The organism is Hamadaea sp. NPDC050747 (assembly GCF_040654195.1).
Classification (GTDB): Bacteria; Actinomycetota; Actinomycetes; order Mycobacteriales; family Micromonosporaceae; genus Hamadaea.
The window spans coordinates 14,050-35,944 of the sequence record NZ_JBFAHM010000022.1; the positions used below are offsets into that span (position 1 = coordinate 14,050).

General features: G+C 68.4%; 17 protein-coding genes. 7 read left to right on the plus strand and 10 right to left on the minus strand.

The window, feature by feature from the left end:
• Window position 1: 1 nt before the first annotated feature.
• A complete protein-coding gene (locus AB0H43_RS36715; protein WP_360007597.1) occupies window positions 2-1,228 on the minus strand; it encodes an MFS transporter in 1,227 nt (408 codons plus the stop codon).
• Window positions 1,229-1,319: 91 nt separating this feature from the next.
• Here AB0H43_RS36715 and AB0H43_RS36720 point away from each other — a divergent pair, with 91 nt between their 5' ends.
• Window positions 1,320-1,892 carry a CGNR zinc finger domain-containing protein gene (locus AB0H43_RS36720; protein ID WP_360007599.1) on the plus strand — a complete coding sequence of 191 codons (573 nt, stop codon included), beginning with the start codon at window positions 1,320-1,322 and terminating at the stop codon, window positions 1,890-1,892.
• A 10-nt stretch (window positions 1,893-1,902) separates the two neighbouring features.
• Here AB0H43_RS36720 and AB0H43_RS36725 read toward each other — a convergent pair whose 3' ends face one another.
• From AB0H43_RS36725 to AB0H43_RS36735, 3 genes are all read right to left on the minus strand, one after another.
• Window positions 1,903-2,139 carry a hypothetical protein gene (locus AB0H43_RS36725; protein WP_360007601.1) on the minus strand — a complete coding sequence of 79 codons (237 nt, stop codon included), beginning with the start codon at window positions 2,137-2,139 and terminating at the stop codon, window positions 1,903-1,905.
• 527 nt (window positions 2,140-2,666) lie between these two features.
• Entirely contained in the window at window positions 2,667-3,410 is a 744-nt protein-coding gene (locus AB0H43_RS36730; RefSeq protein ID WP_360007604.1) for a Type 1 glutamine amidotransferase-like domain-containing protein, read from the minus strand.
• Between the two features lie 398 nt (window positions 3,411-3,808).
• A complete protein-coding gene (locus AB0H43_RS36735; protein ID WP_360007607.1) occupies window positions 3,809-4,582 on the minus strand; it encodes a hypothetical protein in 774 nt (257 codons plus the stop codon).
• A gap of 298 nt (window positions 4,583-4,880) precedes the next feature.
• Here AB0H43_RS36735 and AB0H43_RS36740 point away from each other — a divergent pair, with 298 nt between their 5' ends.
• From AB0H43_RS36740 to AB0H43_RS36750, 3 genes are all read left to right on the plus strand, one after another.
• Entirely contained in the window at window positions 4,881-5,354 is a 474-nt protein-coding gene (locus tag AB0H43_RS36740; RefSeq protein WP_360007609.1) for a hypothetical protein, read from the plus strand.
• 360 nt (window positions 5,355-5,714) lie between these two features.
• The gene (locus AB0H43_RS36745; RefSeq protein ID WP_360007612.1) at window positions 5,715-7,133 is read left to right on the plus strand and encodes a hypothetical protein; all 1,419 of its coding nucleotides are present in this window, start codon (window positions 5,715-5,717) and stop codon (window positions 7,131-7,133) included.
• A complete protein-coding gene (locus AB0H43_RS36750; protein WP_360007615.1) occupies window positions 7,130-8,311 on the plus strand; it encodes a hypothetical protein in 1,182 nt (393 codons plus the stop codon). Before AB0H43_RS36745 ends, AB0H43_RS36750 begins: the two co-directional genes overlap by 4 nt.
• A gap of 165 nt (window positions 8,312-8,476) precedes the next feature.
• Here AB0H43_RS36750 and AB0H43_RS36755 read toward each other — a convergent pair whose 3' ends face one another.
• Both AB0H43_RS36755 and AB0H43_RS36760 read right to left on the minus strand, forming a co-directional pair.
• Window positions 8,477-8,911 carry a hypothetical protein gene (locus AB0H43_RS36755; RefSeq protein WP_360007618.1) on the minus strand — a complete coding sequence of 145 codons (435 nt, stop codon included), beginning with the start codon at window positions 8,909-8,911 and terminating at the stop codon, window positions 8,477-8,479.
• A gap of 372 nt (window positions 8,912-9,283) precedes the next feature.
• Window positions 9,284-10,603 (minus strand): hypothetical protein, encoded by a 1,320-nt coding sequence (locus tag AB0H43_RS36760; RefSeq protein ID WP_360007621.1) that lies wholly within the window; start codon window positions 10,601-10,603, stop codon window positions 9,284-9,286.
• Between the two features lie 447 nt (window positions 10,604-11,050).
• On the opposite strand from AB0H43_RS36760, the gene AB0H43_RS36765 reads away from it, so the two are divergent.
• From AB0H43_RS36765 to AB0H43_RS36775, 3 genes are all read left to right on the plus strand, one after another.
• Window positions 11,051-12,370, plus strand: coding sequence for a ricin-type beta-trefoil lectin domain protein (locus tag AB0H43_RS36765; protein WP_360007624.1), 1,320 nt, complete (start codon window positions 11,051-11,053; stop codon window positions 12,368-12,370).
• A 542-nt stretch (window positions 12,371-12,912) separates the two neighbouring features.
• On the plus strand, window positions 12,913-16,758 hold the full coding sequence (locus AB0H43_RS36770) for a WD40 repeat domain-containing protein (protein WP_360007627.1): 3,846 nt from the start codon (window positions 12,913-12,915) through the stop codon (window positions 16,756-16,758).
• A 105-nt stretch (window positions 16,759-16,863) separates the two neighbouring features.
• The gene (locus tag AB0H43_RS36775; protein WP_360007630.1) at window positions 16,864-17,268 is read left to right on the plus strand and encodes a DUF6463 family protein; all 405 of its coding nucleotides are present in this window, start codon (window positions 16,864-16,866) and stop codon (window positions 17,266-17,268) included.
• Window positions 17,269-17,354: 86 nt separating this feature from the next.
• Here the strand turns inward: AB0H43_RS36775 and AB0H43_RS36780 are convergent, their stop codons facing one another.
• From AB0H43_RS36780 to AB0H43_RS36795, 4 genes are all read right to left on the minus strand, one after another.
• Window positions 17,355-17,990, minus strand: a complete 636-nt coding sequence (locus AB0H43_RS36780; RefSeq protein ID WP_360007633.1) for a GPP34 family phosphoprotein — start codon at window positions 17,988-17,990, stop codon at window positions 17,355-17,357.
• 26 nt (window positions 17,991-18,016) lie between these two features.
• Window positions 18,017-19,027, minus strand: a complete 1,011-nt coding sequence (locus AB0H43_RS36785) for an acetamidase/formamidase family protein (protein ID WP_360007636.1) — start codon at window positions 19,025-19,027, stop codon at window positions 18,017-18,019.
• Entirely contained in the window at window positions 19,024-20,448 is a 1,425-nt protein-coding gene (locus AB0H43_RS36790) for an APC family permease (protein ID WP_360007639.1), read from the minus strand. Before AB0H43_RS36790 ends, AB0H43_RS36785 begins: the two co-directional genes overlap by 4 nt.
• A gap of 384 nt (window positions 20,449-20,832) precedes the next feature.
• Window positions 20,833-21,837: an aldose epimerase family protein gene (locus tag AB0H43_RS36795; RefSeq protein ID WP_360007641.1), complete on the minus strand. Its 1,005-nt coding sequence runs from the start codon at window positions 21,835-21,837 to the stop codon at window positions 20,833-20,835.
• Window positions 21,838-21,895: the final 58 nt, after the last annotated feature.

Here is a 21,895-nt window from a genome sequence, read left to right on the forward strand (position 1 = left end):
GTCAGTTTCCTTCTTCGGTGATCTTGGGCAGCGTACGGAGGCTGCGGACTGGGGAGAACAGCAGGGGTAGCAAGGCGGTGAAGGCCATCCCGGCGCAGGCGAGCAGGGCGGGCCGTAGGCCGAACCGGGCGCCCGCGAGGCCGCCGAGGACACTGCCGAGCGGGATCGCGGCGAACGCCAGCAGGCGGTAGGTCGCCAGGGTGCGGCCGAGCAGATGAACCGGCGTGACGGTCTGCCGGAGGCTGACGGCCTGCACACGGGTGACGGCGATACCGAGCCCGATCAGCAGCTGACCGACGGCCACCAGCGGCAGCGTCCCGCCGAGCAGGACGAATCCGGCGCAGGCAGCGGTCACCATGGTCAGGTAGAGCGGGCCGAAGGCGAACCGGCGCAAGAGTACGGGGACCGCGGCGGCGCCGACGACTGCCCCGGCTCCGCCGATCATGAACAGGACACCGATGCCGCCGGAGTCCAGGTCCAACACCTGCAACGCGTACAACACGAAGAGCGCATTGGTGGCGCCGTTGACCGCGTTCCAGATGGCGGCCTGGCTGACCAGGGCGCGCAGGACCGGTTGTCGCCACACGACGGCGAGCCCCGCCTTGACCGCGGTCGCCATCGATTCGTGCGACGCAGCCGGCGCGGTTTCCTGCCGTGGGACGGCCCGCGCCACGGAGAAGGCGCTCACGAGGAAGCTGGCCGCGTCGAGGAACAGCGCGGGTGCGGCGCCGACCCCGCGTATGAGCAGGCCGGCCAGGCCCGGGCCGGCGATGCCGGTGGCAGACCGGGTCGCTTCCAGGCGGCTGTGGGCCTGCACGAGCGCGCCGGAGCCGACGAGCCGGGGCAGGGCGCTGCCCCAGGCGGTGTCGAAGAAGACCTGGCCGAGGCCGAGGACGGCGGCGATCGCATAGAGCAACGGCAAGGTAAGGAAGCCGAAATGCCAGGCGATCGGGATCAGGCACGTGGCAGCCGCCCGGGCGAGGTCGGCGGCGATCAGCACCGGCCGCGTCGGCCGGCGGTCGATCCACACGCCGATCGGCAGGGCGGTCAGCCAGGGAAGGATCACTGCCGCGCCCAGCCAGCCGAGTTCGGCCGGTCCGGCATTCAGGGCGAGGGCGGCGACGAGCGGCAGGGCGAGGGCGCTGACGGCCGAGCCGAGTTCGCTGGTGCCCTGCCCGAACCACAGCAGGGCGAAGCGGGAGGGAAGTCGCGGGGTGTCCGCAGCCATCGGGCTGCGATACCGGTGTAACGTGTTTACTGGCATCGCGAGGTAGTTAACATCATCGCGGACTGTTCGTCAACTAACTAAGGTGGCGTTCGTGACTCCTGACGAGCCGCCGGCCCGGCGTCCGGCCCCGGGCGCGCTGCGCCTGGTCCAGGATTTCTGCAACAGCACCGACTTCGAAGCGGGGTTCGACCTCATCGCGGATCCACAAGGGCTCACCGATTGGCTGGCCGCCGCAGGGCATCCGCCGGCGCAGCCGATCTCCGTGGGCGACGTGCGGCGCGCCATTCGCTTCCGGGAGGCACTGCGGGACTTCGTCACCGTCTCCGCTCGTCCGGAGGATGCGGCCGAGTGTGTCGAGCGCGGCCGCGCCGTACTCGACGCCGAGGCCGCGGGCCTGCCGCTGCAAGTGCGTTTCGGGGCGACCGTCGAGTTCCGCCCGGCGTCAGACGGGCTGGCCGGAGCGTTGTCGGCGATGCTGGCCGCCCTCGCCCTCGGTCAGGCCGACGGGTCGGCGCGCAGGCTCAAGGCGTGCGAGGCCGACAGCTGCCGGTGGGTGTTCTACGACCAGTCCCGCAACGGCTCCAGCAGATGGTGCACGATGAGCCTGTGCGGTGCGCGAAGCAAGAATCGGGCGTACCGTCGCCGGCTGCGGGAGAGCGCCTGACGCCAGATTGTCAGTTCGAAGATTCGCCGAGCAGGCGTTCGATGTGCCGGGGGTCGCCGGGCCACGCGCCGAGTAGCACGTCGCGGGCGACCTGCCGACCGGCGTGGCGTAGGCGCAACGCGACGACCACGATGCCGCCAGCGATGCCGTCCTCGGGATCGGCGGCACCGCTCAAGGTAAACACAAGGGGACGACCGAAACCAGCCGAACTCTTGCCCTTGACCGCCGCCAAAGTTCTCGCAGACATGCCTTGCCTGCGGTGGGGCTTGATCCACCCCCACCGATATCCAGCCAGGTCGAACAGGTCCTCGAGGCTGGCCCTCCACCCTATCGGGGTCGACAGCACTCGCCACATCGGACCAGCGACAGAATCGCTGTATCAGGAAACTATCTTCGCAAGGCTGGAACTGAAATACACCTCGTCACACGAACCGGTAGCTCCAGCTGCGGCACGAACGACCCGGCGCACGGGGCTCGTCATCGGGAACGGTGCCGGTCTGGGCTGCTGTCAAACAGGTTCGCGCATCCGCGCCCGCGCCGGCCGCGATGACAGGTTTCGCACATCGCTGCCTGGCCAACCCAGGCCCTCCAGGACGCAGGGATCGGCAGCCGGCTACAAGCGTGTCTGCAGTCAGCGGGCGGGCGCAGCGAGGTGCAGGCGTTGTGCCCCCGTTCGAGGCGCTTGAGGCCGTCATCGGGCACCGGAGCGCCAGGCGGCCTGCGAACGGCTCGGGACGGCCGTGACCGTCAACCGAGTGCTACAAGTCAGCGACGCTAGGAACCAGCGGGCTGGAACAGCTTCCACTGCCCTTCGGAGACGACCTCGGCGACGCCGTCGATCACCTTGACAGCGCTCGCATCGTCGATCGCATAGGTCGGCAAGGGAATCCGCGACGCCCACCTCTCCGCGTTGGCAAGGGAAGCGTCGGGATGACGCGGGTTATCCAGGTGCGGGATGATCGCAAAGTCGACCAGTCCCGCCCCCTGCCCCGTGACCAGGAGCCGGTCAACGTCGCCGTCGGGCGTGGAGAACACGGCTGGTTCAGACTTCAGCGGTCCGTCAGCGCCGCGCGGCTGTTCGGTGTAGGTCTCGACAAACGTAGGCGCTGCGGCGATGCTAGCGGCGCTGACGCCAACGTAGACCGAATCAACGCGCAGCGTCGGCAGCAACCGGGTCAGACCTGAACGCCGCATCCAGTGGGCGAGGAACAGTGGGTCGCCGCCGCCCACCAGCAGCGCGTCGGCGTCGCGGATGGTCTGCTCCCAGGTGCCGTCCTCGATGTGCGCCAGCGCCGTTAGCTCCAGGACGCCCAATGACCTCCAACCTAGCCCGGCCAGCGGCGATGGACCCGCGCCGCTGATCGCCCGCCACGCCATGCCGGGTCCGCCGGGGAACGGGTAGAGCGCGGTCGGAATGAACAGGGCGCTGGCTTCCTCGATCGGTTTGCCCAGCAGGTCGACCAGTGCGCCGCGGATGCTGTTGTTGGTGATCCCGGAGGAGGTGAGAAGTGCTCTCATCATCGCGACATTAGCAGCGCGGACAGCTCGGCGAGGTTCCACTACTGTGGAGACGTCGACGCGGCCGACCCATCCAGTAGCCTTAAGCACGGTCGGTGAATAGCGTTGATCACTGCAAACTCCCAGCGACACGACGTCATGCAACAATGCCGCAGTCTGACGAGCTGGAAGTGGTAGGGCGGATCCTCTACGTCTACAGCCCCCAGCCGCATCAACAGGTCCGCCGCCGTATAGAGGCGGCCGACTGCTTCGCCGAATCCGACGCTGGGGTGGCCGGCCCGCCTGGCACGTACCTCGCGCTGCCGATAGATCCGGTGAAATTGAGCCGCCGGCCAAATATCCGCTCGTCCGCCGGCCGCGCTTCACCGCATGCGGCAAGGCGGAGGCGGGCCCACACCTCAGGTGTGGTCGCCCCTCCGCCGTCCCAGGAGTCCTCGCCAGCCCCGCGTCCGGCTCGCACTGTTGCTCGCGCGCGCGACAAGCTCGCGGATGATGTCGAAGGTGACGATGGTCGGGTTCCGATCCGCGCTGGCGACGACACCCACGCATCGCATCGCGAACTCCCGACGCCCAAGCTGATCAGCGACGAAGACCGGCGCACCGGCGAAACCCTCGGGAAGCTCACCGCGCCAGCGGACGACGCCGTCCGGGTCACGAGTCACCGAGGCACCGACCAAGCCCTGTGGACGAGGTTCGCCCGGCACCTCGACGACCTCGTAGTCGAAATGGCCAAGTGCCCATGCTCGGCGTTCGCCATCAGCCAGGACCGCCTGCACCTGTTGCTTGGTGGCGGCGATTCCGTCGGTGACTTCTTGCGTACGCCAGCGCCACCCTTTGCGGTCTGCGTGCTCGTGTAGCACCCAGCTGCTCAGCACCCCGACGCCGGCCCGCCGCGTCCAAGCGCCCTCGACATGTATCAAGGCCAAATAGTCCGCTGAGGGAGCCAGCTCGATCAACTCGGGGCGCAGCCGCAGCTCCAGGAGCGGATCGCGGGTGAACTGGTCGGCGGTGACCACCCACTCGCGGACGCGATCGGTCTCGGGTGTTGATTCGAGCAACTCGTTGTAGAGGAACGCCGTCCCGAAGCGGCCGCCGACCTTGACGGGGTGAGTGCATCGGCTCAGCCGCTCGATGATCATGTCGCCCATCGGGTCGTCTGTCACGACGGACATCCTGCCGCATGATCACGATACCCGGGAGGCTGACGCACCTCCCTGACGTTCGGCACGCCATTCCGATCGGAGCGGATCGCGGCCGCTACTTCGGGTCTGTCGAGCTCGGCGAGAGTTCCACATGCTGACTGCGAATTCGGGCGACCCACCAGGCTGCCTGTCCGGAAGGCGGCCTCGCCCATCAACTCGATGCCTTTCCAGGCACAAACAGCGGCCCGCATGGCCAGTCTGCCGCGACGCCCAATGCCTGGCGATGGTGGGCGACGTGCTCCGGGCTCGCGAGGATTAAGCTCGCCGCGTGGCCGTACCGGACCGGATACCGATCAAGCACCAGCCCGGCTATCACACCGAGCATATCGGCCACCATGCCCAGGGCATGTTCCTCGGCGGAGTGGTCGGCGCCTACCCTGGGCCTTGGCACACCGAGCTGAGCCGTGACGATCTGCGCTGGTACGCCTACCTGCACCACTTCGACGAGGCCGGCAAATACCTGTGCTCTGACATCGAGTTCGCCGGCATCGACGTCGAAGGCCCGGCACAGGTGGTTGCACGAGCCCAGGCGCTGCTCGACGAGTGGCTCAGCCAGCTCGATGACCTGATCCACGGCGACATCGCCGTCAGCTTGTTCCAGACCCACCACGATGGCGTCCTGTTCGGGCTGGTCGACGAATCGAGCGACGACCCGGACGAAGGTCATGGCGGCGACTGGGTTGAGCTCTACCCGGACCGGCTTGGGTTCCACACCCCATGGGACGGCGACTATGACACGTGATCAACCGGCGCGGTGGATGCCGATACTGGCGAGAACACGACGCCGGTAAGCCGCGGAGCGCCCTGCGAAGGACACCAGCGTTCGGTATCGCTCCTCAACAGCGGCGACCTGCCCGACGACCAGTCTCGGATCGACACGGCGACCTGCCCGACGACCAGTCCCGGATCGACCGGCGGGCGCCGCGCAGAAGGTGAGACACCCGCCCGGCGAATACCCCGTGGCATCGGCAACGGCCGTGAAGATATCGTTTCCCGGCCGGCCGCGGGACTTCGGTGCGACTTCCGGAACCCGCCTCTGAAGCGATGCTTCGCAGTTCGTGCCCTCACTCCCCGGCCGGCGCGAAACGAATGGGGGGCGAACATGTCCGCGTCGCAGCGGGTGGCGTGTGAGGACGTCGTCATGTTCGTCAACGCCGCGATTGCTTCCACCGCTCAGCGCGAGTTCCGCGACATGGCCGGGGCGCAGCGGATGTCGCTCAAGTTTCTCCATGAGTACGTCCTGGGCAACTACCGCGACCTTTACGCGGCGGCGTTAGCACTCGACATCAATCACGCTAACGCCTCGCTGATCGTGGTCAACCTGCTGCGGACCGCGGCGGCTGCCGACGACGGGCAGCGCAGGACGGAGGGGAAGCTGATCGCCGCGCGGCTGCGGATGCTGCCGCCGCAGCGGGCGTACGCCGTCTTCAGCGAGTTGCGCCGGCTGGGCGTCAACAACCGGCGTACCCGGGCGATCGTGCGGGATTGGGTTGCGTCGCGCCCCGACCCGGCGTTCGACGCGGTCAAGTACCGCCGTTCGATGTCGACCGCGGCACGGCACGCCCATCTGCGGCTGCCCGACGAAGTCGGCACAGCGCTGTTCGAGTGGCGGCGGCTCAAGCGCTACAGCACCCCCATCCTGGAATCGTGGCGGCGTGCCCACTACGAGGAGCGGGCCCTGTATGACCTGCCGTACACGGTGGCCGAGGGGCTGGCCGCGCGACACGGGACCGACCGCTCCCGCTTTCTCGCTGCCATCGCGCCGAAGCTCACCGACCATGAGCGGCTGCGCCTGCAGTCCGCTGCCGCGCGGGACGGCGTCTCCGACGTCGCGATGGATCTCGCCACCGTGCCCCTGACCCGGCTGGCTCTGTTCGTACTGTCCCTGCCGCGGGCCGAGCGCGCCCGGCGTCACGAGGAGCTGTCAGCGGCTATGCGGGCAGCGGCCCGGCGGGCTGCGCGACGGCAGGCAGGCACGTGGGGACGGGTCGTGGCGGTGCTCGACGACAGTTACTCGTCGGCGGGGTCAGGAGTGAAACGCCGTCGTCCGCTCGCCGTCGCGCTGGCGACCCACTACCTGCTGGAGGCGCTCGCCACCGAGTACGCCGGGTTGTGGCTGACGCATCACGGAGATCCGCTATTCGTCCATCCAGTGGGGCCGACCGGACTCGGCGCACGGATCCTGGACGGTCTGGAGAGGCGGCCGGACCGGCTCGTGATCGTCTCCGACGGCTGGGACAACGCGCCGCCGGGGCTGGCCGGCGAGGTGCTTCGGGTGTGGCGTACGCGCCTGGACCCCATCAACGCCACCGACATCGTCCACCTCAACCCCGTCTACGACAGCGACACCTTCGACGTCCGGCGGCTGGGTCCGGGCGTCGCCACCGTGGGCGTACGCGACGCTGAGGACGTCCCGGCACTGGTGGAGCTGGCCCGCTTCGCAGCGGGCGGCGCCGAGTTCAGCGAGCTGCGCGCGCACTTCGCCGACCGCGTCAACGGATTCATCGGCGGTGCACCGTGACCGGGACGGGCATCGACCTCGCCGGGCTAGTAGCAGCGCCCGCCCAGGTCTGGGGTGCCGTGCGCCTGGTTCCCCTGCTCCGAGCCGAGCCGATCAGCGAGCTGCGTCTGCACGCCGAGGTCCACGACACCGGCGAGCTGTCAGTCGTACGCGTCGCACGGCGAACCGCGTACATCAGCTACATCCCGCACGCGTTCGTCGCCAGCCTGGCCACGGACGGCACACCGGCCGCGTCGTACGGCACGCAGCTGGGTGACCCGTCAGGCACAACCACGCCGGACTGCATCCGGCTGCGGTTCCGCCGCCGCATGGCCCGACGCGAGGATCGGCAGCGGTTGCGGTTCATGCCACTGCACCTGGCCATGGAAGGCTACCTCGCGCTGCACTTCGGCGGGCCGTCGATCGTCTGGGAAGAGTGGACCCAGCAGGCGGTTTCTCGAGGACTGTCGCCGCGGATCGAGGCCAGCTACCTCGGCGGGCAGATCCCAGGGCTGGGCGACGCCCTGCGCGTCTTCGAGATCCACCCGCGGCAGTGCGGGATGGTGCTCTACGTCGCCGACGCCCTGGCCGCGGCGTTCGTGGTGCCCCATCCCGACGACTACCGGGCACTGCATGCCAGCCTGCTCCAAGACTTCTATGGCGAGCTGATCTACCAGTACGCCCACCTGTACCCGGCGGTGCGCGACTTCGCCGCCCGGCTCGACGAGACCCGGGTGCACAGCATCGCCGACCTACGCGCACAACTGGCCCAGGGACAGGCCGACTGGGCGGCCTTCCACGACACGATGGCCGGTGGACTGCTGTCTGCCCAGGACCTGACGTTCACCCGGATCAACAAGGTCGGCGGATTCACGCTGTCTCGGTTCCGGCCCGCATTCGATCCCGACATGGAAAACCACATCGGCGAGACGATCACCGATCAGTCCGGCCGGCTCGCGTACCTCAAGACATTCCGGTTGTCGGCTGCGCAAGTCCGGCGCGGTCACCTTCTCTCGCAGCTGGCCGCACACGACTGGGACCTCGACGCCACCGCCATGGCGCTTGGTACCGACCGCCAAGGGCTGACGCTTCGGCTGGACCGCGCAGGCTTCGGCCACCTGCTGCGGCCAGACGTCATCGACGCGACCCGCGCACGAGCCCGCGCAATGTCACGCTCCGATCGATGGCACCGCACCTAGCGCCGATCATGGTGCAGCCCGAATGCTGTCAAGCCCGTAGGCGGCCATCGGTCCGCCCAATCAGCTCGCGAGCACCCGCCTGATCACGTCACTGCAGCCTGCGTCGAGCTGCCGTTCCAAGCACATCACCTGCACCGGCGGCACGTCGCTCACGGCGATCTCGTGTCAGACCGAATACAAATGACCTCGGACCGTGGGGTCCTTCTCCAGGACGAGATCCACGATCTCCCAGAACTGCGTCAGCCACGGGTGCTCCAGGCCCTGTTCACGCGTCAGCACGATGCCATGCACGGCGGCCGGAGTGAACCCGCTCAGCGCATCCACCAGCGTCGCTGCCGGAAAGGCGCTGTTCTCCACCGGACCCACCCGGCATCCGAACGTCACATGGTCGCTGGCCCTGTCATCGCCCCACGTGCCCATGACAACGTCGAACCATGCGTCATGTGGTTGGTCCTTGTGGTGGTAGCAGTTGGCGAAATAGACAGCCCACACAGTTCCGTCGCGATAGACGTAATTCCACGTGCGTTCGATCGCGGCGTTACAGCACGAACATTCGGATTCGCGCTGCTGACGCTCAGCCGGGTCGACACTCAAGGTCACCGCACGACCCTACTCAAGCAGCATCGGCCGGCCAAGAACTCGACCTGGCTTTCGGCCGCCCGGTGGTCACCATTCACGCCATTCGCCAGCAGCTTCCTCAACGCCGCACACCGCCTCATCCGTCCGCGATTCCAGACCTGCGATCTCCTGCTCGTACGCCTGCAGCGCTGAGTCGACCGCAGCGACGAAAGCCGGCGGAAAGGCCCTCAACGCGTACGCCTCGCCCGGCGCCAGCGTAGGCGGCGCAGAACGGCACCATAGTCCTTTGCCGTGCGGGACTCCGAGCGCAGTTGGATCGCGCCGGCCGCAGGAAACCCCAGATCTAAGGGCGGCGCACATGACCGGGACCAGGTCATAACTGGGGACGCATTGCTATCCGGCGATGGTCTGAACGGGACGCGCCCAGTAGATGTATCCGTCGTCGTTGCGGACGAGGAAGATCACCAGCTGCAGATCTGCGACCGAGTACGTGCCGTTGTCGGCGATCGGGGTGCTGAACCACAGCGGCTTGGCTTCGGCGCTGCCGAGCCATACCCCCATCACGGTGTCCATGTAGCCACCACCGGTCTGGATCGGCGCGACGCTGGACAGCCACGGGTAGCGGCGGGACAGCACAGTGCTCCAGCCGCCGTACCATTCGGCGCCGTCCGGCCCGTACAGGTACTCGACAGGTCTGCCGGTGCGGCGGTCGATGCCGAGGAGCATGTAGTAGTCGCCGTCGTGGGCGGGCCGGTCGATGTCGAGCCGGCCGACGAGTTCCGACATGGACGCTGTGGTCGGCTGGGGCTGCAGCCGTCCGGTCAAGCCGAGATCGGACGCCGCTTCGGCAAGGCGGTCGAGTGTGACGAGCCGGAGGGTCGCCACCGCATGGACCTGGTCCGCCTGGAAGGGCGGCGATTGGGCCAGCCGGACCGGTATCGCCCAGGCCAGCGGGACGACGATCAACATCGCGGCCAGACCGACACGGACAGCAGGGCGTTTCAAGTTGTTGGACGAGAGCACGACGAAGGCCAAGAGCAGAATCGCCAGGGTAGCCAGCTGGGGGAAGCGTGTCTGGTCATAGGGCCCGGGAACGGCGTTCTCCCACAGCTTCGCCAGGCACAGCACGGTGAGCAATGCTCCGCCGGCGGTCAGGCCGCGGACGGCGCTAGCCGAGGTCGCCGGTCCCAGCTCGCTGTCGGGATGATCGAGATCGCGCAGTCCTCGGCCTGTGACGAAGGCCGTGGCAGCGAGCGACACCGCACAGGCAGCTAGGGCCGCCACCGCCCAGCGGAGGATGACCGCGACGTTGGTGCCCTCGCTCCGCAGCATCACCGCAGACACCGCGTACGCGAGGGCCACACCAATGAGGGCGACCGGCAGCGGCAGCCGGCTGGCCGACGACCCTTGCACGTCTTTAGGCCTGGTGCGGTGGCGCTGCCGGAATTCGGCAGCGACTGCTCCGGCGAACCAGCCGGCCATCAGCATGATCAGGTTGAGCTGGATACCGTGCGAGGTGGCTGTGACGGCAAGGCTGGCCGCGCCCGCCGCGAGCACACCGATCGTGCGCGTCCGGCGACGTGCGTTCAAGTGCGCCGTGAGCCGCTCATGCCCAGCCGGCGTCAGGTTCACCTGATGACGCGCCTCGAAGTCTTTCACCGCGCGGCTGCTGACCGGCGTGAGGAGGACAAGCGTTCCGATTCCGAAGAACACGACGATCATAAGCACGACCTGAATCGGCAAGCCGCACCTCCGCTCGTTCGTGGTGCCGCGAACTCTAGGAGACGGCGTCAAAGTTCGGGTCCCCCACTTACGTGACAGGCAGGCAACCTGGACCGGTGCCGATGCCTTCCCGGGTTCCGCAACCCGTTCGAAGTGACGCCAGGCGGCACCGACTCGTTGAACATCCAGACATGTAACTGTAAAGTGTCCTGCAAGAGAGCGCTCTCACGTCCTCGTCCCCAACCCCTAGGACCAATCGTGAGACTCGTAGCAACGGCCAGCGCAATCGCCCTCGCCGCAGCGTCAACCTTTCCCGCCCCTGCTCAAGCACGCCCGACCGGACCGCAGCCATCGACCGCCCTCCAGCAGGCCCTGCAACGGGACCTACACCTGACGCCAACCCAGGCCCGCATCCGCCAGGCCCACGAAGCAGCCGCCATGGCCGTCGAACCCCGCGTACGGGCGGCTCTGGGCGACCGCTTCGGCGGCGCGTGGTACTCCGCCGACGACGCCCAACTCGCTGTCGGCGTCCTCACGTCCGCCGACGCCGCCCTCGTCCAGGTGGCTGGAGCGAAACCGGTCACCGTCGCCCGCACCGAACAGCACCTGGCCGAGGCGAAGAAGAAACTCGACGCCGTGGCCAACACCGCCACGAAGGACGTGTACGCCTGGTACGTCGACCCGACCGCCAACCAAGTCGTCATCGCCGCCGCGAGCACGTCATCCGGGCGACGGCTGGCCGACGCCGCCCATCTCACCGGCGACGCGGTCCGCCTGGACACCGGCACCCGGCCGTTCCAGCCCGTCTACGACATCCGCGGCGGCGACCAGTACAACATCAACGGCACCACCCTGTGCTCGATCGGCTTCTCCGTGAACAACGGCGGCTTCGTCACCGCCGGGCACTGCGGCACCTCCGGCAACCCGACCTGGGGCTACAACAACGTCGCCCAGGGCACGTTCGCCGGTTCCTCGTTCCCCGGAAACGACTACGCGTGGGTCCGCACCAACAGCAGTTGGACCCCACGTCCGTGGGTCAACGACTACGCCGGCGGCAACGTCGCCGTCGCCGGCTCAGCCGAAGCACCCGTCGGCAGCTCGATCTGCCGGTCCGGACGCACCACCGGCTGGCGGTGCGGAACGGTGCAGGCCAAGAACGTGACAGTGAACTACTCCGGCTCGCTCGTCTACGGGCTCACCCAGACCAATGCCTGCGCCGAACCCGGCGACTCGGGCGGCTCCTGGATGTCAGGCAACCAGGCACAGGGCGTCACCTCCGGCGCCGGTGGCAACTGCACCACCGGAGGCACCACGGTGTTCCAGCCTGTCAACGAGATCCTCGGCGCGTACGGGCTGAGCCTGACCACGACCGGCGGCGGCACCAGCCGCATCATCGGCTGGCAGAACAAGTGCATCGACGTGCCGAACTCGAACTTCGCCGACGGCCAACGCCTGCAGCTCTGGGACTGCAACGGCACCAACGCGCAGAACTGGACGTTCCCCGGCGACGGCACGATCCGCACCGTCAACAACCTGTGCATGGACGTCGCGTGGGGATCGACCGCCGCCGGAGCGGCCATCCAGATCGCGTACTGCAGCGGCAACCCGGCCCAACAATTCGTCCTCACCGGCGCTAACGACCTGGTCAATCCGCAGGCCAACAAGTGCGTCGACGTCACCGGCTGGGGTGGCACCGGTACGCCGCTACAGCAATGGGACTGCACCGGCGGCGCCAACCAGAAATGGTGGCGCGGCTGACCGAAGCTCTCGCACGTCGTCGCCGTCCGGTACCCGTCCGGGCGGCGATGACCGCGAAGTCTTCAGCGCGTTGGGCTTGTTGGCGGGCGTCGACCGTGGGCGGGACGCCCCTCACCCCAGCAGCAAGCGGGCACGATGGCACGATCGCTGCGACGCGTTCGATGAGAGCGGCATGGAGGTTCAGCAGACGTTGAACGGTTGAGCGCGGAGTTCGGCGAGGCGCATGCGTTCTATTTCGGCTCGCAGGGCGACGGCTCGGCTTGGCTCGTCGCCCGGGACAGCACCACGATAGGTCCGTTTTGGACCGTCGGCCTCGCTGTACGTCGTGTGTGGATTCACCGTCTGGTTCACGAGTGGTACGCGTTCGGCATGGCGCGCCGCACCGCCGGGTGGCGGGTTCGGTCTGGATTGGCGATCCTGCGGCTTACCACTGTGGTTATCGTTCGCTCACGCTCGGTGTGCGTACGAGGCGCGGAGGTCGCTCGGTGAACCAGTTCGAGCACGTCAGGACATTCGGCCCCGGCGGGAGCAGCATCCTCGCCATGGACTTCGTCCGTCAGGCCGAAGGCGGGGAACTGCTCGCGGTGGTGGAGGCGTCGGATGGCGTACACCTCTATGACAAGAACGGGAACCTGCAGCGTTCCCTGAACTCCGCCGGGGGCGGGAGCATCCCGGTTTACCAGCTCGCGTACCTGCCCCGGTCGGAGGGGTGGCCGTTCCTGGCGATGGTCGGCGGTAGTGACCTGGTGACGATCGCCGACCCCGCGACCGGTGAGCTGATGCCGCCGTGCCGTACGCCCGGCGACGAGCGACCCGTGTGCGTCGACGCCCTGCTCGGTCCACGAGGGAGCATGGTTGCCGCCGGGACCAAGGCCGGCAAGGTCTTCGTGTGGAACTGGCCGTCCGGCGACCTGCGGCTGTCGCTTGAGGTCGACCAGCTGGCCCGGGTTCAGGCGATGAAGGTGCTGCGCCAGGAGGGCTGGCTCGCTGTCGCGCACGACGCCGGCATCAGCGTGTGGGATCTGCGCAGCGAGGACCCAGCCGCCCGGCGGATCGACTTCGGGGAAGGCGACAACCGCTCCCTGGCGGTCATCTACGACGGCAAGGGCAACTCCCAGCTCGCCAGCGCCTGCGAGCACGGCATTCAGCTGTGGGACCCGGCGACCGGCCGCCAAGTCGGCCGACGGTTCGGGATCGGGCAGGACATCAAGGCGATGGTCGCGGTGCCCGGGCCGCACGGTCAGGCCGGTCTCGCGGCAGCCGTGGGACGGAAAGTGGTGATCTGGAGTCCCGCGACAGCACGCTCCACCACCCTGCCGGAGCAGCTGCCGGGCCGGATCAACGCGCTGGCCAAAATCCTGGCCGGTGACGGCACGACCCTGCTGGCGGCCGGCGACGAATCCGGCAACATCGCGTTGTGGCAGCAACGACCTGGCCGATTCACCGCAGGCGAGGGCCGGCACGCCGGCTGGGTCAACGCCGTCATCCCGTTGCGACGCCAGCCGGACGGATTCCGGGCGAAGGTCGCGGCCGCGTCCGACGACGGCCTGGTCGGACTGTGGCGGCTCAACGGCCACGAGACCAAGCCAGGCGTGGAACGTGCCCATTACGACGAACAGGGCCGGCTGTCGCAGGTACAGGCACTCACCCTGATCGGGGAGAACAGGTTCGCCTCCGGCGACGAGCGCGGCTATCTGCGTATCTGGGGTCTGGACGGCACGCCGCGGTCTGGCCCGTGGAAAAGCGGCCACGGCCGCATCCGCGCGCTCACGGCGTACCAAGTCGGCGAACATTGGCACCTCGTGGCCGGCGGCGGCCAGGGCAAGGTCTCGATCTGGCACGCGCCGGCCGCCGCGGACGATGACTGGATCGAGGCCGTGGACAGGATTGGCATCCTGGCCGCCCACGGGCGCGAGCAGACCCTCGTGCGGGCGGTGGCCATGGCCGGCGCGCCCGGGACCGGATCTCCGATGATCGTGGCCACGCACAGCGACGGACATCTCGCGGCCTGGGACCTCACCGACCACGATTCGCCGCTCGAACTGCCCGGGCTGACCCTTCCAGCACAGGCTCGCGCGCTGGCCGCGTGGCCGTCAGCCGAGGGCCGGCTGCTCGCCGCGGGTACCGATGACGGCTGCATCCGGGTCTGGCAGACGACCGACCCGGACGCCGTCGACGCCGAACCCTTGCCGCCGGCTCAGTGGACCCTGCTGCGCGAGATCGAGCATGCCCATCGCGGCCAGGTCAGCGCGCTGACCGCGGTCGACGCGGACGGGCAGTGGCTGCTCGCCAGCGGCGGCGCGGACGGCCGGCTGAAGCTGTGGGAGCCGCTGCGCGACGACTCGCTGTTGTCCGACCGCGCGGCCCACACCAATTGGGTACGCGCCGTGACGCAGTCCTTCCGCCGTCCTCAGGTCGAGCTGATCAGCGGCGGCGACGACGGTGCGGTGCGCTCCTGGCGGCTGGAGAAGCTGGACCTGGTGCCCGACCGGATGGGGTTGCTGCTGCGGGGATTCGCGGACCGGCCCGCGACGTCGGACCTGCTCGACCGTGAAGACGTCGCCGACACGCTGATCGAGATCATGCGTCCCGACGACACGTCGTTCGCCCTGCACGGAACGGTCGGCCCGCAGGTCATCACGGTCGAAGGGCGGTGGGGCGAGGGGAAGACCTCCTTCATGCGCGACGTCCAGCGCAGGCTGACCGAACACCAGCAGCCGCCCACGCCGACGCCGGACGGCAGGCGGTCATGGCGAAACCTGTGGCGCGACCCCGATCCTGACCTGACGCCACGCGCCGCAGCAGCCATGCTGCGATCGTCGTTTCATGACTCGCAGTCGCAGAAGGTTGACGAGCCTGACCGGCGGACCGTGACCGTGTGGTTCAACCCGTGGACCCACCAGTCCGCGCCGCAGGTCTGGTCGGGGCTCGCGGGCACCATGATCGAACAGCTCTCCGATTGGGTGGCCGCCACCCGCGCCGGAAGGCAGCGCTACTGGCTGCGGCGCAACCTCGACCGAATCGACCGGGAGGCGCTGCGGCGACGCCTCTATCGCGCCACGTTCCGGCCCCTGACGGTCGCCGGCAAAGTCCTCGCGCTGCCGATCGTCACCGGCGTCGCCGTCAACCTGCTGTCCGGCCGGACCCCGGCCGGGCCGGGCGCACCGATCAGCGGCTACTGGTTCGTCGCCGCGGCCGCCGTCTTCGCCGCCATGCTGGGCTGGTCCGTCGCGCGCTTCACCATGGGCCGGGCCATCTCCTACCTGCCGGCGGAAATGCTGAGCAGGCCGCTGCCGCCGGGCAGTCACTCGGGGCGGCTCGCGGTGCTGAACGCGGCCTACCAAGGCGACGCCGGGCAGCTGTACTGGACGCAGGACGACGCGTACCGGACCGTAGGTCACCTGATCGACCGTGGGCTGCATCTGGTGATCTTCATCGACGACTTGGACCGATGCGCTGTCCGCACGACCTCCGAGGTGTTCGAGGCGATCATCGGATTCCTCTCCGCCGGGCAGGACCGGGCGACCGGCAACGGGTCGTCGGGTGGCACCGGGATGCGGCAGTTCGTCCTCGGACTCGATCCGCTCGTCGTGTCCGCCCGGCTGGCCGACGCCTATCGCAGCCCCGACGGCGACAAGGAGGAGCCGGACCCGTATCGGCGGCGCGCCCGCTCCGACATCGGCTGGGCCCACCTGCGCCGGGTGTCCCAGTTGTCGGTGATCCTGCCGGCGACCCAGTCGTCGCACACGTATCGGCTGTTGCACGCGCACACGCCAGGCCAGCGCACTACCGGCTCAGCCAAGGAGCCCGGTAGCCGGCCGACACCAAGCAGCCCAGGCCAAGCACCTTCCGCACCTGCGACACCGGTCGGCACCCCATCGGCGGCCAATGGCACGACCGACCCGGACACGACACCGCCGCCAACGGTCCCCAGCCGGCAACCGACCGGGAGCCATGAGCGCTACCTCGAAGGCGACCCCGTCGTGCAGGCCCACCTCCAGGACCTGATGCGCATGCGGCCGAGCCAGTCGATGCGCGAGACCAAGCGCCTGCTGACCCTGTGGGGCTTCTACATGCGGCTGCTCCGTAAGCTGCTGCCGCCGGATGCGCTCAGCACCTCGCAGGCCGCCTGCGACGCCATGACCCTCGCCGAGATCATCTGCCGGTGGCCCGCCTTCGTTCCCGCCCTGACCCGCACGTTCGACCGCGATCGCATCGGGCTGTCACTGGCGTGGAAGGCAGCCCACGAGGACGACGCACACTGGCGGTCGATGCTCCGGAAGCTGGAGTTGGTCGACACGGTCCCCGGAGACGCGGAGCGGTTCCGTGCCCTGCTCAAGCAGCACGGCACGAGACGTGTCGTCGAATACGGCTATTACCTGCTCTAACCCACCGCGGCGACCGGAACCGGCGCACGGGCTCCCTCCTGTAGGGGAAGGCGGCCGCTCTCGCGGGGGAGGCGCGGACCCATGCAGAAGGCGCAGGCTGGAAGCATGATCAAGAAGAAGTTGACGGTCTCGGCTGGATGGTCGATGGCAGCCATCGGCGTCCTGCACTCCGCAGTGTTCCTGCCGCATCCCTACTGGGCCGAGTGGCTCACCGGCGGGCTGCGCTCGGGCGATGCCGGTGACGCGTCTCTGTCGGTGTTCTGGGCGCTGCCGGGGGGCTTCGTCGTTCCGTTGATCCTGTCCGGCCTTCTGGTGGCGAGGCTCGGGCGGCGCGGCGAGCGCGCACCGGTTTACGTGGGCTGGGCACTCGGCGGCTGGGCGGCCGGGTGCGCGCTGCTCGTCGGTCCCAGCGGCTTCCTGCTCGGCTTCATCCCGGCCGGGCTGCTGGTCGCCGAGGACCTGCTGGCACGCCGCCGGAATGTGACGGCGCCGGCAGCCGCGCGGGGGTGAGGCGGGCATCGCACCGATCGCCCCGAAATCGCGCTAGGAGGTGACCTGGCTGATCCGCAGGACGGCTGCGGCGACAGGCGGACTGGCTATCGGTAGACCGCCATGGCGGCCTCGCCGATGAGCGCCTCGACGGCCGCGATGATTTCCTGGACCGCCGGCGTGTGGTAGCCCTGCATCTTGCGCAGCGCCGCCCGCAGCTCGGCCGGCGGCAGGCTCACGATGAGCGAGTCCTCCAGCCGTAGTACGCCGATGAGGCTGCACAACGCGGCGCCTTGCTCATCCGGACGTTCCCGGCCCTGCAGCGCGTACCAGGCCATCGCCCGGATGGGGCCGACGACGGCGTCGTCGACCGGCATGTAGATCACCTTCGAGCCGAGCAGCTTGCGCTGCACCGTCTTGGTGATGATGCCCTTGGCATACAGGCCACCGGTGGTGCGGTCGTAGATGTCGCTGGCGATGCTCGTGATCCACCAACGCAGCTCACGCACCGTGTTCCTGGTGGACAACTGCGCGATGATCCAGTCACCGATGGCGTCGTTGGTCCGGGCCGCGTCCCTCCGCATGAGACGGCCGTGCTCAAGGGCCATCCGGCGCGACAGCACCAGATCGATCAGAGCGGCTCCGGCCAGCCCGATGCTGAGGGAGCCGGCATGGATACCGGGCGCGCCCCGATCGTCATGTGCGAGCAAATACAGCTCATCGCGTAGCGTCAGCCGCTCCACAGCCAGCCCCCTCTCATCGCATTACTTCAGAACGTCATGGCCGCGGCGGCCGCGCGCAGACGGTCGTGAATCCCGTCGTACGCCTCCGCGCGGCCCGGCAGCCACTGTTTGGCCACCTTGGCCAACATCGTGTAGTTCGGGTCGACCACGTTGCCGGCTGGGCTGGTGCCCGCCTGCGACAGCAGCTGGTACGCGTCCAGCTGCTCGAGGCCGGTCAGCCGGCCGATCCACTCCGTCATGTCGACGTGAGCGATCCGGTACGCGTCCTCCAACGGCCGCGTGACGCCGATCGAAGCGATGTGCGTATCGGTCTCGATCCGTGGCCAAGCGGTGTAGACGCCAGGGATCAGGTCGACGATCATCGTGGTGTTCATCGCCGTTTCGACCGCGACGCCGCAGACTTCCCCCTCGCCCTGCCGCGCGTGGCCGTCACCGAGCGCGAACAGCGCGCCGTCGACGTTGACTCCGAAGTAGAGCGTGACACCGGCCCGAATTTCCGGGGTGTCCAGGTTGCCGCCGTGCGCGTCGCACGTGATCGATGAGCGCGCCTCGAAACCGCCGGGTGCCACGCCGACCGTGCCGTGCATGGGGTCCAACGGCAGCTCGACCGTATGGTCGCTGGCGGTCGCCCGGTAACGGACGACGCCCCTGTCGATGTCGATGTCGTACACCCAGACGCGCTCCTCCAGAGCCGGATGCAGCGTCGCCGTCTGGTGGCTGCCGGTCAGCGCCCCGAAGTGGGGGAACGTCGCGGACACGCCGTAGGACCGGGCCGGCACCAGGGAGACGAAGTGCAGCGCCAGGGTGTCGCCCGGGCGGGCGCCCTCCACATGGAAGGGGCCTGTCACGGGGTTGACGAACGGCAACTCGCATACCTGCGACGGCAGATCCTTGCTGGACTGCACCAGACCGCCGAAGCAGTCTTCGGTGTAGACCTGCAGGACGTCGCCGGGGCGTACGCTCGCCACCGGGCCGCGCCCGCCGAGCGTGTAGCCCAGCTCGTCGGGCGCGGGGTGGTACTTGATGAACTCACTCATACGTTCGCGCTCTCCGGGGTGGCCGTCTCGCGGTCCGTGGCGAGACCTTCCAGCGTCGGGCGGTTGCCCACGGCGTAAAGGCCGCCCAGGATCAGCAGGCCAAGAAGGATCCAGACGCCGCCGACCCACTGGGCCAGGATGTTGGCGTTGATGATGACGTAGATCAGGATGCCGGCGCCGATCAGCGGGACCACCAGGTGGCCCCACAAGTTGCCGGAGCGCTTCTTGACGACGTAGTGGACGATCACGCTCAGATGCAGGATGACGAAGGCGACCATGGCCCCCATATTGATCATGCCGCTCATGAGGGCGATGCCGCCGTCTTCTCGGCTGTGCATGTAGAACACCAGCGCCAGGGAGATGACAGCGACCGTGATGATGGCGTTCGACGGCACGGCGCGCTTAGGCGAGATCCGGGCCAGGAACGTCGGAAGCTGCTTGTCGCGGCCCATGGCATACAGGAGCCGGGAAATGGCCACCTGGGCCACAAGGGTGTCCGCGATGCCCCACGCGATACCCGTCGCGATGAGGGTGGTCTTCGCCAGCCAGTTGCCGCCGGCCACACCGGCCGCGTCATAGAACGCGACACCGTCGGGGTCGCCGTTGGTGATCAGGCCCGCCGGGTCTTGCACGAGCAACGCCGCCACCCAGACCTGCGCGATGAACAGCAGACCGGCCAGGCCGAGCGCCCAGCGCATCGCCCGGGCCACGTCGGTCGAGCCGCCACGCGACTCCTCGACGAGCATGGCGATGCCGTCGAAGCCGAGGAACGACAGCACCGCCACGGAAACGGCAGCGCCGAGGACGCCCCAGGTGAACGCCGACGACGAGAAGACCGGATCCCAGCTGAAGCCATGTCCCTTGCCCTGCACCAGGGCGGTGATGCCGACGCCGAGGAACAGGACCAGCACGATCAGCTCCGCGATGATCATGATCTTCGTGAAGTTGGCCGTCATCTTGATGCCGCGCAGGTTGATGAGCGTGTTGGCACCGACGAAGATGATCAGCCACGCCCAGAACGGCACCTCGGGGATCGCCGCGTTCATGGTCAGCGAGGCGATCAGATAGAGCAGGCCCGGAACCAGGATGTAGTCGAGCAGGATCGCCCAGCCGGTGATGAAACCGACCGGCGCTCCGATCCCGCGGCCCGCGTAGTTGTAGACGCTGCCCGACAGGGGGAACGCCTTGACCATCTGGGCGTAACTGGCCGCCGTGAACAGCAAGGCCACCAGACCCACCGCGTACGCCAGGACAGGCATACCGTTGGAGACCTGGAAGACCTGGCCGAAGATCGCGAAGGGCGCGATCGGCACCATGAAGATGAGACCGTAGAAGACGAGGTCGGCCAGGCCCACGCCGCGGCGTAGCTCCTGTCTATACCCGAACTCGGTGAGTTGCCCGTTACCCGTCGTGTCCGTCATGCGATGTCTCCCCTATCGACTCCCGCCGTCGAGCGGAAGATACGTATCCACACTGGGGCGACGCGGGAGCGGGCAACACCTCACACACCGGGCCACTGTGAAGGGCTTGCCGGTGTGCCGGGATAAACGTCACCTGCCCCGAGGCTCGCCCCGGGCACCCCCCAATTTCGGCCGACAGGAAGCGTCGCATGTTGATCCGCCTTTGTCTACACGGCAATCACTCAAATGATCCCGGCGGTCAACTGTGCGTGGTCACGGAAGCCCGACGAAAGGGCTGGAGTCAGGCAGCTCGACGACTCGGCGGTCCATTATGTACGGTCGGCCTCCAGCCTCCCGACCATCTACGACACTTTCCGAACACGCCCTCGACGAATCCATCCGACGCTAACCGACCCGCAGCTCCGTCCGGCTGCGGTAGACCTCACCAGGCCGCAGCGTTGAGCTCGGATACGCGGGTTCGTTGGGCGAGTTCGGCAGCCGCTGCGTCTCCAGGCAGATCCCGGCATACTGCGGATAGGGATCCCCGTCGAGCCGATTTCCGGTGTAGACCTGGACGCCAGGCTCGGTTGTCCATACTTCCAGCCAGCGACCGCTGACCGGATCGGCCAGCCGGGCGGCACGCCGGGGCTGCCGGCCGGTCGTGGGCAGCAGCCAACAGTGGTCGAACCCGCCTGCCACCGCCAGCTGCGCGTCGTCAGCTTTGAGCGCATCGCCGATACGCCGCGGTACGCGCAGGTCGAAAGGCGTACCGGCGACCGAGATGGACGGGCCGAACGGAATGGCCGCCTCGTCGATGGGCAGGTACGCATCCGCGTCCACCCAAAGCTCGTGACCGAGAACGGAATCGGAACCGGCCAGGTTGAAGTACGCGTGGTTGGTCAGGTTCACCACGGTCGGCAGATCCGTCCGCGCCTCGTAGTCGAGGCTCAGGACGCCGTGCTCGTCCAGCGAATAGGTGACCGAGGCGGTGAGCGTACCGGGGAACCCCTGGTCGCCGTCTGGGCTGATCAACGTCAGTCGCACTGCCCCGCCGTCCAGCGCCTCATCCGCCCAGATACGACGATCGAAACCATCCGGGCCGCCGTGGAGGGTGGTGTCACCCTCGTTCGCCGCCAACGCGTACGCCGCGCCGTCGAGCTCGAATCGGCCATGAGCGATGCGATTGGCGTACCGGCCGACTACTGCGCCCAGATAGGGGTGGCGCCCGGCGTACGCGGCCAGATCGGGCAGGGCCAAGACAAGCGGCGCGCCGTCGATCGCGAAGCCGTGCAGAGTGGCGCCGTAGGTCAGGATGTCGGCCGTCACGCCGCGCCCGTTGTCCAGCCGCCAACGGCCGACCTCCGAACCGCCGGGGGTCACGCCGAAGTGGTGCCGTGTCGCAGTACTCATGAGCTCAGTGTGGCGGCCGCCCGCTGAGAGCGACCTTGGATCTGGTCGTGTGTCCAAT

Excerpts from the sequence above, each read along its gene's own strand:
- AB0H43_RS36790 (WP_360007639.1), bottom strand. The coding sequence starts at position 20,448 with ATGACGGACACGACGGGTAACGGGCAACTCACCGAGTTCGGGTATAGA.
- AB0H43_RS36745 (WP_360007612.1), top strand. The coding sequence starts at position 5,715 with ATGTCCGCGTCGCAGCGGGTGGCGTGTGAGGACGTCGTCATGTTCGTC.
- AB0H43_RS36735 (WP_360007607.1), bottom strand. The coding sequence starts at position 4,582 with ATGTCCGTCGTGACAGACGACCCGATGGGCGACATGATCATCGAGCGG.
- AB0H43_RS36765 (WP_360007624.1), top strand. The coding sequence starts at position 11,051 with ATGGCCGTCGAACCCCGCGTACGGGCGGCTCTGGGCGACCGCTTCGGC.
- AB0H43_RS36775 (WP_360007630.1), top strand. The coding sequence starts at position 16,864 with ATGATCAAGAAGAAGTTGACGGTCTCGGCTGGATGGTCGATGGCAGCC.
- AB0H43_RS36725 (WP_360007601.1), bottom strand. The coding sequence starts at position 2,139 with ATGTCTGCGAGAACTTTGGCGGCGGTCAAGGGCAAGAGTTCGGCTGGT.
- AB0H43_RS36770 (WP_360007627.1), top strand. The coding sequence starts at position 12,913 with ATGGACTTCGTCCGTCAGGCCGAAGGCGGGGAACTGCTCGCGGTGGTG.
- AB0H43_RS36730 (WP_360007604.1), bottom strand. The coding sequence starts at position 3,410 with ATGAGAGCACTTCTCACCTCCTCCGGGATCACCAACAACAGCATCCGC.
- AB0H43_RS36715 (WP_360007597.1), bottom strand. The coding sequence starts at position 1,228 with ATGGCTGCGGACACCCCGCGACTTCCCTCCCGCTTCGCCCTGCTGTGG.
- AB0H43_RS36785 (WP_360007636.1), bottom strand. The coding sequence starts at position 19,027 with ATGAGTGAGTTCATCAAGTACCACCCCGCGCCCGACGAGCTGGGCTAC.
- AB0H43_RS36795 (WP_360007641.1), bottom strand. The coding sequence starts at position 21,837 with ATGAGTACTGCGACACGGCACCACTTCGGCGTGACCCCCGGCGGTTCG.